The 14205-nt window shown below is 43.5% G+C and carries 7 protein-coding genes; 1 reads left to right on the top strand and 6 read right to left on the bottom strand.

Annotated features, from left to right (window positions below; all coding sequences use genetic code 11):
- The gene (locus IEW67_RS10495) at positions 1-1563 is read left to right on the top strand and encodes a hydantoinase/oxoprolinase N-terminal domain-containing protein (protein WP_188633027.1); all 1563 of its coding nucleotides are present in this window, start codon (positions 1-3) and stop codon (positions 1561-1563) included.
- 279 nt (positions 1564-1842) lie between these two features.
- Here the strand turns inward: IEW67_RS10495 and sipW are convergent, their stop codons facing one another.
- From sipW to IEW67_RS10525, 6 genes are all read right to left on the bottom strand, one after another.
- Positions 1843-2415: a signal peptidase I SipW gene (sipW, locus tag IEW67_RS10500; protein ID WP_188633028.1), complete on the bottom strand. Its 573-nt coding sequence runs from the start codon at positions 2413-2415 to the stop codon at positions 1843-1845.
- On the bottom strand, positions 2399-3277 hold the full coding sequence (gene tapA / locus IEW67_RS10505) for an amyloid fiber anchoring/assembly protein TapA (protein ID WP_188633029.1): 879 nt from the start codon (positions 3275-3277) through the stop codon (positions 2399-2401). The genes sipW and tapA overlap by 17 nt, the downstream gene beginning before the upstream one ends.
- A gap of 19 nt (positions 3278-3296) precedes the next feature.
- Positions 3297-3899: a TasA family protein gene (locus tag IEW67_RS10510; RefSeq protein WP_188633030.1), complete on the bottom strand. Its 603-nt coding sequence runs from the start codon at positions 3897-3899 to the stop codon at positions 3297-3299.
- A gap of 757 nt (positions 3900-4656) precedes the next feature.
- A complete protein-coding gene (locus tag IEW67_RS10515) occupies positions 4657-8391 on the bottom strand; it encodes a glycoside hydrolase family 84 protein (protein WP_229671741.1) in 3735 nt (1244 codons plus the stop codon).
- An 87-nt stretch (positions 8392-8478) separates the two neighbouring features.
- Positions 8479-9066: a CalY family protein gene (locus IEW67_RS10520; RefSeq protein ID WP_188633031.1), complete on the bottom strand. Its 588-nt coding sequence runs from the start codon at positions 9064-9066 to the stop codon at positions 8479-8481.
- Between the two features lie 85 nt (positions 9067-9151).
- The gene (locus IEW67_RS10525; protein ID WP_229671742.1) at positions 9152-13759 is read right to left on the bottom strand and encodes an endo-alpha-N-acetylgalactosaminidase family protein; all 4608 of its coding nucleotides are present in this window, start codon (positions 13757-13759) and stop codon (positions 9152-9154) included.
- Positions 13760-14205 lie beyond the last annotated feature (446 nt).

Genomic DNA, 14205 nt, shown 5'->3' on the forward strand with positions numbered 1-14205 from the left:
ATGACATTACGGTTAGGCATTGACGTCGGTGGTACAAATACAGACGGGGTCCTGTTAGACAACAATATGAATGTCGTGCATTCTTTAAAAACCCCAACAACAGCTGATGTCGAAACAGGGATTTACAACACGATCGATCAGCTTGTTACCAACGCGCATGTAAACGTTGGAGATATTGAGTTTGCAATGCTTGGCACGACTCAGTGCACCAATGCGATTGTGGAAAGAAAAAATTTGAATAAAGTCGCGGTGATTCGCATCGGTGCTCCTGCAGGAACTGCTATTAAACCACTTGCCGGGGTTCCAGAAGATTTAAAAGCCATTCTCGGAAATTATACGTATATGGTAGAAGGCGGTCACGAGTTTAATGGGGATGAAATGTCGCCTTTAAATGAACGTAAAATTCATTCAATCGCTGAAGAAATAAAAGGTGACGTAGATTCTGTTGCTGTCACGTCCATTTTTTCACCAGTAAGTAAACATCATGAAACGCGAACCGGGGAAATTTTAAAGGAAATATTAGGCGATGACACCTCGGTTTCGCTTTCCAGTGAAGTAGGAAGTATAGGGTTACTTGAGCGTGAAAATGCCACCATCTTGAACGCATCGATCATCAATGTTGCCCAAAAGACTGCTGAAGGGTTTGAGAAAGCATTAAAGGCAAAAGATATCAATGCAAAAGTTTTCTTCTGTCAAAATGATGGCACGCTCATGTCCAAAGATTATACCTTGAAATATCCGATCTTAACCGTGGCGTGCGGACCAACCAACAGTTTACGCGGTGCTTCGTTCTTATCAGATAATAAAGATGCCATAATTGTTGATGTTGGCGGTACAACGACCGACATTGGGGTGTTGACAAAGGGTTTTCCAAGACAGTCTTCCATAGCGGTTGAGCTTGGCGGCGTCCGGACCAATTTTCGTATGCCGGATATCAGTTCCATTGGCCTGGGCGGCGGCACGATTATTCATCTCGAAGGAGACCAATTCAAAGTAGGTCCTGACAGTGTCGGACACCGAATCCAGGAGGAAGCGCTGGTATTTGGCGGCGCTACGCTTACAGCGACGGATGTTGCTGTAGCACTGGGAAAAGTAACGCTGGGAAACCCGGATAATGTGAAGCATTTGGATAAAGGACGATTAACTGCCATTTATCAACATATGGTGGAAATGGTGGAAGAATCGATTGATCGAATAAAAACAAGTGCTAACGATATGCCGGTTGCTTTAGTGGGAGGCGGAAGTATTCTATTCCCGGATAACCTTAAAGGCGCATCCGAGGTATATAAGCCGGAAAACGGCGACGTAGCAAATGCCATTGGTTCCGCTATCTCACAAATCAGTGGAGAAATTGAAAAAATATACGCCCTCAGCCAAGAGAATAGAGAAGAAATCCTAAATAAGGCAAAAAAGCTCGCCATTAGCGAAACCATCAAGGCGGGTGCCGACAGCAAGAAAGTAGAAATCGTCGATATCGAAAGTGTACCATTAGCCTATTTGCCGGGAGATGCAACACGGGTTAAAATTAAAGCAGCCGGTGACTTGGCAATCACTAGGAAATAGAAATCATCATGACATTCCAACTCATCAACTGTTTGTTGGTAATAGTCAAAGCAGAAGCCAAAAAACATCCCTTATCACACCAACAGTGGAGTGGTAAGGGATATTTATGTTTAAGGTCCACCGGCATATGTGTGGCATTTCATGACCATGTTTCCGGTCTCGCGCCCATGTTTGCGCCCTCGGGAACATGTTTCCGGTCTCGCGTGCAATAGTCTGACAATCACCCTACCGGCTCACCCTAAAAAGAATTTCAACCGACGTGTTCCTTTTCAAGCAAACTCATGCTTCCTTATTATTCGATTCTTTGGACTCCAGTTGAGACAGAGCTCTCCAGATAGTAAAACCGGAATAACAAAGAAGCAGAATACCCGGTATCAGCAATAGCAAAGCTCCATTTTTGGACTGGGAAAAGTTAATGAAATAGCCTACATAAGGTATCGTAAAGCCGGTATATTCACCGACAACATCCTGAGACGACACAGGATTAACGTCCGCCCCATCATTATTATCACCTTTTGTCCGGTAACTGACACCATTAGTATCTTTAATCACTTCGATAATTCGGTGCGTAACAAGCATATTTTTCTCTTTTTGAAAGGTAATAACGTCGCCCTTCTTAAAATTCGACCTATTATCAACCGTGTTAACCGCAATTAGGGATCCTGTCTGAATGCCGGGTTCCATTGATCCGGATAGGACGGTTTTTAACTGATAACCGAAAACTTCCGGTTCGCCGCCGGATGCCTTTGCTGAAATGACAATAAGCATCATAGCAATCAATACCGTAAAGAGAATACCAGTCGTGATGTTATTTACCCACTTAACAATTCGTTTCCTATTCAGCCGGCTCATCTAGATTTGTCCCCTTTTCAGCGTTTTTATCGGGCTTGTCCGGTGCTTGCTTGGTTTCATCTTGCTGTTGTGCTTTTTGCTTTTTTGCCGGTGATTGTTTATCCGTTGATTCATCGCTATGTTGAGCACCCGTATTTTCGTTTGCCGTATCCGTTTCATCTTTTACTTGCGGCTTTTGATTGGATTGTTTTGAGTCTGGCTTATGGGTTTCGGTTTTGCCGTTTGATTCATCTTTTTCCTGTTCTTGATTTTCAGCCGTTTTTTTGTCAGAAGCGTTCTGTTTGGTTTCCGCTTGCTTATTCCTATCTTTCTTCTGATCTTCGTCTTTATTTGTTTGCTCATTCTTATCAGCGCACGCTACGGTTATTTCTCCGCTCCAAAATTCTGGGGGCTTCTCATGATGATCCTGGTAACCCGGACGTTGCACTGCCTTAAATACATAAACACCCTCAGCAGCATCGCCGTAATTCAGCGTAACCGCCCCATCGGCTTGCAATGGTTTAATCTTGCCTTCTTTTATAACTTTGCCATTTTTAGGATTGCCTTCTTTGGAATAGTATACGCTGTATTGCGCTGGCCCCAACATGGTTTTTCCGTTATTTTGGAGTGTTACGTTTACCGTACCGGGGCAATTGTCACCAGATGCCTGCACAGGTTGGCCGTTGAATGCTAAATCACTGCCATCCCACCAGGTACCAGCCTGAATAACCTGTGTCTCCTTATGCGCATCGTTAAAATAAGCACCGGTACCGGCGGTTAGGTAACCTGCTGTAAACACGATCAAATAGACGCTTGCAAGCAATTTTCCTGTGATTAACATCTTTGTTTTCTTTCGCATCCATTGATTTTGCTTATTAGCCACTGATTTACCTCCTTTTAAGCTACTCTGCTATCCCTTCAAACGTCCATGTGAGTTCCAGCTTGTCACCTTGAAATTCATTTTGCTCCTGCCTATTGTCAATAAATTCGAATTGCACATCGAGTTTATCAGTGTCACCGGCATTTAATCCCCCGTGCTCTTCGAAATAGGGAATAAATACCTTGTTGCTAACCGTATCAGGGGTCATATTTTCTAAATCATGCAATGTGGTTTTATATATGATTTGATCGGATGACCATTTTTTAAGCATGGATTTATCTTGGTTCCACATAAAATTGACCCGGATATACCTACCAAAATCTTCAGCGTTATCGCCTTTTACATCATGTACTGTATAGTTTGTTCTCAATGCAATCTCCCTGATATCTGCCGCCCCGTCATTATGTAGGGAGAATGAACGTTTCACTGTATCACCGGGTTTAAGATTAGCCACATCAATAATCGTTGATGTACTTGTACTAAGATCGATTTTCCCGGACGGGGATGCCATGCCGGACTCGGCGTCCCCCCACCCCCAAATATACGCGTAGGTAGGTGCTCCAACAAGTGACAAACCTAATACAGCAGTGGCGGCTCCTAACATGAGTTTACCTTTAATCCCCACTTCATCCCTCTTCTCGTAAAAAACTGCATGCATATTAATATTCTATCAATTCATAATACTATAACGTTTTAACCTTATAGTACAATAGATTGCGATGGTTGTCCATCCTGTATGAAAATAATTCCAATCCTTAGCTGCTTGTAAAAAGACTGGGAGTCTTGGACATAACTAAGATATACAATGCTAAGGGTTTTGTCCAAGCCTCCTAGAGGTGAGTCAATGAATATATACTTAAGACGCTGTTGTCATAAATCTACTGGCAAAACAAGTCATATCTACCAGCAGCACTTTTTGAATGAAATGCGGACATTCACCAACTCACCACAATATTAGAAAAACTCGACATTCACCTCGTCTTATAGTGCATGTTCAAAAAGGAGGATAAAAAGGATCAAGAAGTTCGAGACGGCGCAGTTTCGAGCATCGAAAGGGTGTGCCTTTAGATACATGAGCACAAGTAATGCTACCCTGAATCCGCTTCGCACGCAGGAAAAGTGTTTTTCTTTTCCAAGGAGCGGAGAAACAAGCCAACGAAGAAATTCGAAGTGTCATGTTTACCGGACTTTTTGAACAACCTCTTATAGCGAATGCCGAAGTTTTCTTATAAGGTCACCCATCATTTATACTTTCTGACGTTACAAAACAGCCAGTCTTTTTATTCGTTCTGCTGCATTTCCCATTTCTTCAACATGTGTTTTTATGACAATCTTCAACCACTGCACTCTAATCTCAATTAACGAAAAGTAATCGTTTGGTTTTATTGCCATTCTGCTGTCAACGTATTCGCTGCTTCATTCAATGCCTCATATGCCATATCTGAAATCTTTTTTTGTTTCTGATAGTGAGTAGCCATTTGTCCAAATGTCTTCATATGTTTTACAACTTTTGCAGCATTCTCTTGTCTTTCATAGCGCTCGACTGCTGTTAAATGCATCTGTAGCTTGCGAACCGTGCTGTCATCGGTTATCTCTCCGTCATCGGCAAACGCTTTAACCATTGCTTTTACATCCGCAACGGTTTCAGCTGCTGGTTGTTCCGCTGTTGCTACTGGAATGATTTCATGAATTTGCGGCTTCACATCCCCATCCCATGCCACATTAATTTGCAGGACGTGCTCATAGCCGGATGTATCCAGTTCGGTCAGCGATTCTGACAAACTGCCGACGTCATGCCAGCCATCTGTATCCCGTATCGAAACCTCCGCATTAGCTATAGTTTGCGGGTTTTGCAGGATCATAACCTTGCTGAGTTCTGTTTCCTGTGACAGCTTATAATTTAGCTGTCCCGCCTGCGAATCTCCTTCAGGGGTATAGAATGTCGATAACTTGCCGTCTATTGCTAAAGCTGCTTCGTTTTCATTTGCACCCTTTGGATCAGCTTCGACTGCAAGATTCTCCGGTCCAGGTTTCGCCATGCCTTCATTGACGATAATTTCATTCAGGGCCAGCCACACATTATGGTTGTCAGTAGAGACAAGCCGGATATAACGTGCTTGTTCACCGCCAACTTGCACACGTTTATAACGGTATGGCACTTCGTGATCCGGAAAATTCAGACTACGATCACCAGGGTCATCAAACGTATGGATTGTTGTCCAGTTGTCACCATCTTTAGAAATTTGCAAGTCACCCTGACGAAAATAATCCCCTTCACCGTCATCAATCGCAACAGCAACATCATTGATATTCACCATGCCGCCCATGTCAACCTGTACATATTTTCCTTTGTCCTGCATACCGCCGAACCATGTCTTCGTGTTCAGATTGCCGTCAAATAGATTCTCGGCTTTACCTTCGTAAACACTATCATAGTTATGTGTCACGGATGATTCGACAAACGTGTTCCGTTTTATTTGCAGCGTGTCTAAATCAAATGTTATTTCCTCATCTGTCTTGTTCACCAGCCGCACGTACGACGCATTTGGATATGGCGCTTCGGCTGTGATCTCTTGCCACTCCACACCATTTTCCGACACCTGAAGCGTTGCATCAGTCGTACTGCGATCCAGCTGAACAGAGCTGATTTTTTCAATTCCCGGCAATGCGATTCCGATGTACGCTGATGGCTTCAACGTGATACCATTGAGGTCTTTTAATGTCGCCATTGTTTTTGTACCTTTTATTTCTGTTTCTTTTAAGCTATCAACATTTGTATAAACGTTTGCCTCTTCCTTATTCGCATTTACGGTAAATTCCCTGATGGCTGTCCAAAGATCCGGTTTACCGCCCGGTACGCCGGCATGTGTCAGCCGGTAACGCACATAGCGTGCTTTGACATCGAGATTGTCCGCGTCCACTTTATAACCGGAGCGTTCATCGCCGATTGCGGTCCAGTTTTCACCATCTTTCGAGTATTCCAGAACGCCCCTCTGGAAAATATCGTGGTCGTTATTGTTCCTTCCCTGCAAGATATGCACCTCGGTCACAGGAATCGTTTTTCCTAAATCAACGCCATACCAGTCGCCGTTTTTCTGTAGTGTTTTAATATACACCAGCGTTTCCGGATCACCGTCGACCATATTATTCAAGTTGGAATAATTATACGATGTCATCGGAATGTTTGAAGCTGCATCCGGATCGATAGATGTATAGATTTTTGCGTCGAGTTTGTTAATCAACTCATTGGCAAACGGAACCAGTCGCTTAGCGCCTGCTTCCACCGTCACATCCGGGGAGTTAAGCTTTTCAATCGTAAATGTTTTTGATTTAGCCATAGCTTCTGACGCTTTTCCGAGTGCTTCCCATGCAGCATTTTTATCATCCTGATTAAGTGCCAGCACAGATTTCACGACCTGTTTATCTGCCTTAACAACGTTACGCAAACTGTTGAGCCATGGATTGATTTCCTCAACCATTTGTTCGTTGGTACTTTTTTCACGGAAGCCGCTTATAGCTGCCAATATTTTGTCAAATTCATCCATAAGCTTCTGACCCGTTTCGTCAGTCGCTTTATCATTGGAAAACCTTTCTAAAAACGTATTCAATTCCTTCTTGATATTTTCTGATTCCCCAAGTACAAGACCGTGTGTACTTGGGGATGGATCACTCACATGATAGGCAATCGTCTTCAATTCCGACGCAGCATTTGGCGCAACGTATTTAAACGAGTCAAGCCAGCTTTGTTTATCATCGAAATCGTCCACATTCCACGTGTAATCCGCGACAGCAAACAGCGCGATTTTCGATAATTCCGCCCAGCGCATCGGATTGGAAACAACGCCTGCAATGTTATGAGTGCCTGGTTGCAATACCTCGCCTTTACCAAGCATCAGCCTGGAATTCACATAATCGTTGACTGGCCAGTTCAGCCAGACAAACGGATCACGTCCAGTGATATCTTTTACCCATTGCATGTCTTCTTCATTAACCGTTCCTGCAACACCACTGCCGGTCCACATGAATTCCACGCTTTCCGGTACATTACGTAATGCTTCAAGGTAAGGCTTTCCTTGCTCACCAGTCCACGCCTGGTTGTAAAATGGCGGTGTATACACCAATGGCTTGACATCGCCTTTTTCTTCAACCCAATTCGCAATATCAGTGATTAATTTAACGTGTTTATCCTTGTTCTCCAGTGCCTGTGCGGTACTGATATCGTCCATAAACAGCGCAAATTGCCGTACACCTGCACCATAAACCTGATCCAATTTGGCAAGCAGCGTATCGATTTCTTGATCATAGTTGTCCCAGTCGATCATGTTAAAACCGGGATGGATTGCCCAAATAAATTCCGTTTTCGTCTCATGTCCGGTTTGGGCAAGTTCCTCGATTTTTGCCAGTTCATCTTCCGGATAAAGTTTGCGCCACTGGCTGTTATGGTATTTTTCATCTTTTGGACCGTAGATATAGGCGTTCATCTTGATCTTACCGCCGTATTCCATTAAACTTTTGCGCGATTCGTGTGACCACGGGAAGCCGTAGAAGCCTTCAATAAAACCGCGCCACTTGGTATCAGCGTAGTCCTCATACTGCATCGAATGAATTTGTTTGCCGGAAAGCTGATCGATAATCATTTTCAACGTTTCCAGTCCATAGTAAGTCGAATCGCCATCTTTGCCGAGGAGGGCAATTGTTCCGTTTTCCTCAAGCTTTTTATCGATTCTCAAAACATACGGATCGATTTCATTGAAAATAGCGGCATCATAATCAATGTTTTCACTAACGTAATGATCAACATAGCCATTTGATCCTTTTGTTCCAAGTAAGATGTTTGTCTTGCCGGAGACAACATGGTCCGATGTTGTTGCCGTAATCGACTTAGAGGCAAGAATCTCCTGCAGTAAATCCTTTGTTGGTTGATCAATGTCATCTTCCACCACAAGGTTCACGTCATCTGTCACGGTAAAATTTGTGCCTAAGTCCGTTTCGTTTTGCGGCAGCGGGTATATGTCATATTGTGATTTCCCGTTGCCCTCAGCCGCACTGACAGATGTACCGAACAACGGTAAAGCAATCAGCGCTAACATGAATAATACAGCCTGCCATTTTTTCAAATGGTCCACCCTCCCTGTTTGAAATACATCTTACAGCTATTAGAGAACTTAGAGAGAGCACGACATGCTCTCTCTAAATTCATCCAACTATTTTTCCTCGCCTTCACCTTGTTCTGCGTTAAACGTCCAGTTAAGCTGAAGCGAGTCACCCTGGAACTGGTTTTGATCTTCGCCGTTGTCGATGAATTTAAACTTCACAACCAAGTCATCCCGCGAACCTGATTCAAGACCCTGTTCGCCAAATTCAGGATAGAAAATACTTTCATTGACTGCTTCCGGTGACATGTCTTTCAGATCGGCAAGTGTTGTTTCAAACACTACTTCGTCTGTCTTATCTGCGTTGTACAGAAATTGCACCTGGATATGTTCGCCGAAGTCGCCGGTATTATCACCGTTTGCATCGTTCACCATGTAATCCGTCTCCAAGTACACTTTCCGGATATCCATCGTGCCACCATTTTGCAGTTCAAAATCACGTACGATTTCATCACCCGGCGCCAATTCGTCCACATCCACAATGGTTGTTGGATCAACGGATAGATCAAGTGTGCCCGCTGCGAATGTATTTTGTGTTTGTTCACTGTCGCTGAAGTACGCATATGTACCTCCACCGATTAATGACAGTCCCAATGCCGCCGACATAATGCCCATTCCCATTTGCTTTTTGATACCCAAAATGAAGTCCTCCTTAAAATGTTGTATATTTTGGAGCTTCCCTAAGACTGATCTTACTGCCTTAGAGAAGCCGTTAGCCATGATCTTATTTCCACTTGTCTATTACAGCTTCAGTCCCTTGCTTAAGGGTGTTATACGCCTTTTCGGAAATCATCTCTTTTTCCTTGTGATGATCCAGCAGTTTTTCAAAACCGTTCATATGCTTAACAACTTTTGCTGCTTCCTCTTTCTCTTCAAATCGTTCAACTGCCATGAGATGAACTTTCAGTGAGCGTGCAGCACCGTGATCAGTAAATGCATCATCTGCTTCGAATTGTTTTACAAGCTCCAGCAGATCGGACGCACTGCTTACCGGTGATACTTGTTCGATACGGAGGTTGTCCAATATAAATGTCCCAGCGCCTGTGTCCATATTCACACTGGTGCCATCATTGAACAGACCGATATAGGTTTGTCCATTTTCCGAACCAGTCACCGTAAATTCAGCTGTCTTGGTTTCGGTTGATGCTGCAAGTTTTTCATTCAATTTCAACCCTTTTGCTTTATCAATTGAGCGGACGTCAATTGCCTGATCACCGGATATAAAGCGGTACGAATCAGCGGTTGTCTGATAATCAAAACTCACTTTATACGATGTGCCGGATTCAAAATGGAAATGCTGTGGAATTGTCCGGTAAACAAGTCCGTTGTTTCCAGTGTTTACTTTTACCGACCAGTCGCCATCAATGACATCATCGATAACCTTTTTGCCTGCCCAGCCTTTTTGCGTATATGGCGCATGCAGTTCTGACAAATGAATACGATTGTCTTGGACCCCTTCTGTATTACCGATCACAAACGGGTAAATGCCCGATACGACATTTTCAAAGTCCTGCTTAAAGACGGTATCTGACACATCATTATTTAATGATTGTTGCACAATCCGGATATCATCGAATGTCGTCTGACCTTTACCGGCCGTGCGTTTCAGTGTCAGTTGGGCCGTTTCATCTTTAGCCGTAAAGCTGACCTGCATTTTCTGCATCTTACTGTTGTAGCCATCGTTTGTCGCGTGTGAATCAGCTTTGACATAATTCTTTTGTAAGCTTTTAAGCGTGTCATTGCTAACCTCTTTTTCGCCGCCGCTAATGGTAATGGATGCCTTCATATCACTGCCATTTTCCACGTAGACTTCTGCCACATAGTCCTTGCCGGCTTCAAGATGGCTGAGTGTCCGGGTAACCGACGTATCTTTTGACGGACTGTCAAAGTTCAAATAGTAGTCACCGCTGCTTAAGTTGCGGGCATCGCCTTCTTTGTCGGTGCGAATAACACTGACTGCATCAGCATCTCCTTCAACAGTCGTTTTTTCATCATCGATTGTTCCGGTATTGAAGCCTGAATCATGGATATGGTTGCCTGTGCTCCACTCATCAACTTCTACACCCTCATCATCACTTGCTGTTACAACGTATGGTGTCGCAGCTTCAGCGTTCAATGTTACCTGGTTGTCTTTAACGTCAATCGTTTGCTTATCTGTTCTGCCTTGATCCGTCAGCTTGTACACATTCACACGTGAGACATTGTTATATTCGTCCGGTAGTGTCCAGGTTGATTCACCACCCTCAGGGTTCCAGTGATAGAGTTTGTTTGAATCGGGGGTTTCACCTTCAAAGTTCTGCTCCACCCACGGGATCAAGTATGTGTTACCGTCAAGAACGACATTATCATTAAGTGTCATGATACGCTCTCTGGAGTTGTCTTTTCTGCGTACAACAACTGTATCACCGTTATTTGGATCTTTTAACCTAATTTTCTTTGATAGATTTGTCTTGGTGGGATCCCCTTCTGTCTTCTCCCAATTCATCACATAATACTTTTGCAAAAACTTCGTCGGTACATTGGTATTAAACGTTTTACGGATAAAATGGTCAAAGTTCTTATCGGACTGCCAGCCTTCAAACCCGGCCAGTTCAAATCCGCCAAGCAATGGATGATCAGCTGTACCGCCAGCTTCCGGCCAGTTCAGCACCCACGAATCTTTCTGGTGGTTACTGATAAAGCGAAGCACATCAGAGTTGATCCCCTTACTTGATGGACCACCATAGTTTTTATCAGTAGCCCAGTGCTGCCATGTCGAATAGTTGGCGACAGCGTCACCGAATTCTGATGACATCCTCCAGCCTCGGTTCATAATTTGTTCAGCGACGCGATTGGACTCCCACTGATCCTGATACCAGACATCCAAATAGATGAAGTCAAGTCCAGGTGCGGCTTCGTTCAAAGCGTCTAATCGTTTTCCGCGATTGCCTGAATAAAGGTCGCGCAGTTTATCAATGGTGTATGACTGATCAAGCCATCCCCAGCCTTTGGAACCCGGGCCATTGATCAGTTTTTCACTGAACGCATCTGCTTCAGGATACGATTCCTGTGCGTTAATGTGCACGCCAAATTCGGTATTGAATGTGTGACCTTGTTCAATCAAGGTATTTAAATCCGATACGCCACCCATACGCTGCCCCACATCGCCATAATCAGGGTGAGCACTGTCGTGACCTTCACTTCCGTAACCTTTTAATAAAACAGCTTGTCCCAGACCATCCGTCGCAAGCGCCACTTTTTTCACATTATCGAGCGTTTTCAAAAATGGCTGCTGTGCCTGAGAACCGAAATTCATAGCAATACGCATACCAACGTTGTTATTGACATTTTTCCAACCTTTAATGTCCTGCATAATGTCACGATATTCAATTGCTGCATCCTGCCAATCGATTTCCTGATCATTGTTGGTGTCTTCCGCAATGGCTATTTTAATCGTCGGTTTGTTGGAAGACGGCTCCGGCATGAACTCACGATGATAGTACAATTTATTGGAGCTTATTCCCATTGCTTTTATACCATCTGTATTTTCATAACGGTTTGCCAAAAGTTTTTTGTAACCGTTAACTTCAGAACTTGACCAGACACCTGCACTCAGCTCATCATTTGATAAAAATGCCGTGTAGTATCCCGTTGACGTTCCTACGTCTTCCATAGATGAATCAACTGTCACCATTTTATCGCCCGGTTTGGTAACATCTGTGCTGAGATTGGTCAGTTTTGCTTTTGCATCAGCGTTATCCGCGTTGATCGAAATGACATTCATATCGGCAAATTGCAGCGATTCGATCGGTGCACTGCCATTATTTGTAACCTTATCGAAGCTATAAATAACTTTATTGTTTCTCACTTTAAGTGACAGCTTCAATTCGGCATCAAGTTTTTCGGAAATGTTAGTGACAGATAAGGTGTAAACGGCCTCATTGTCACTTACTTTCTCAAAACTGACTTCCGGATAATAAAGCATATTGTTGATGTACAGCCCATAAACAGGGGACACCTGTCCGTGCATGACTTTGCCATCGACATTGTATTCGATAACGCGTGGAAATACTTCATCAATCGTCACATCCATAGCGTCGGAACTGATGGTGTTTTCGACCGGATCGGTGTTTGGCGGCTCCGGCATCTCATATTCTTTAATCGTCACATTGGAAATTGTGATCTTTGCAGCACCACGGCTTTTTTCCAATCCTGGCAGTCCGGCTTTATCAACGCCGCCGGGCTGTGTCCATGAACCCATCTTCTTACCATCAACGTACAGTGTTGCAGTGTCTCTGATGAACTTCACACGTATATGATAGGTTTGGTCCGCCTTTAGCGGAACACCAGTTGACATAGAAGTCCAGCTGTTCGTTGGACCAAAGATTTCACCGAAATACTGATCATTGGAATCACCTGTGCCGACATACGTATACGCGGAAGAACCCTGGACGCGATAAAGCAGCCCGAAGCGGTTCAAATCTTTATCCGCTTTAATGTCCGCTTCAAAAGTTCCGTTCTTTATATCGTTCATGTGATTGTAGACAATTTTATTTTTTTCATCGGACGTTACATCAAATGTTGCAGAACCATCATCATGATATATCAAACTGCCGTCACCCTGGATTATTTTTAAATCGCCCTTTTCCAGGTTGCTGTCGGTGATATCTACTAACTCATCGTCTGCTGGTGGCTCTTCTGTGTTATTCTCTAATTCTACTAAAACGTTTGTATGCTGTTCATAATATTTCCCCAGACGCAATGCTTCCGGAGAGTCAGTAAGATTACCAACAGTATCGGCGAGATTTACTTCCCCAAAGAGATCATTTCCATCTAATGAAGCATTCATGGTTGTTCCGTCATAATCCACTTTTAATGTATACTCGTCTCCAGGCTGCGGCAATGCTGTATCTGGCCTGTCGCGCAAGTAATCTCCCTCGCCGTTGTATTTATACTCATAAAACCAGCCTTGCGCATCATATCCTACAAAGACAAAGTTATTGGAATCCTCATAGTGTGTAAAAAAACCAAAACGAGTCGTTTCTCCTTCAGTTTCAGGAATAAAGGTGTATTCTATTGTTCCTTTTTCCTGACCCTTAGCGTCTTTGTGCCGGAATACAGCCGGGTTATCCCCGTTATTGTTTCCATCACCTGTTCCAAGGCGTGTATAAGTTTTTCCGTTTTGTTCAATGACTTTATTAATCTCGTTTTCACCCGTGGAAATGGTTTTCCATGGATTGGACACTGCCGCATCAGCCTTTAATGGTGATACAGTATTCAACAGCAATAATGGAAGTGCCAGTACGATACCACAAAAAAAGGCAAACACCTTTCTGATGTATCTTTTATCCACACTCAATCCTCCTTGCATGTTACTAGATTGGTCATACACTGGCGATGGTATCTGTGCCGGGTCCGCCTCCTTTCGAATTGGATTCTAATGGACTTATCCAATTAGCAGTTTTTCCACCACCATCTTTCCTTTCCGAAAACTGCTGTACAGATTAAATCCAGATTACATTAAGGTTACATGCTGTGAAACGCTTACACAACGCAAATATTGTCTTTTCTTTTAGATATATTGCTTTTTTTGTAATCTTTGTATTATTTTGTATAAATAGGGGCCTTTTGTACCATTTAAAAGTTAGAAAAACCTTTTAAGGGGTCTCATTCTGGGTCAACACCAAAATCTATGGTTGAAATGAATGAGTGAATATAGTAGTGAAACTAGCTAGCGGAGGAAAAACACGGAGACTCCTGTGGGAATGCGCAGTGTGAAGACCCCGCAGAAAAAGCGAC

This window comes from Lentibacillus kapialis (genome assembly GCF_014646635.1).
Classification (GTDB): Bacteria; Bacillota; Bacilli; order Bacillales; family Amphibacillaceae; genus Lentibacillus; species Lentibacillus kapialis.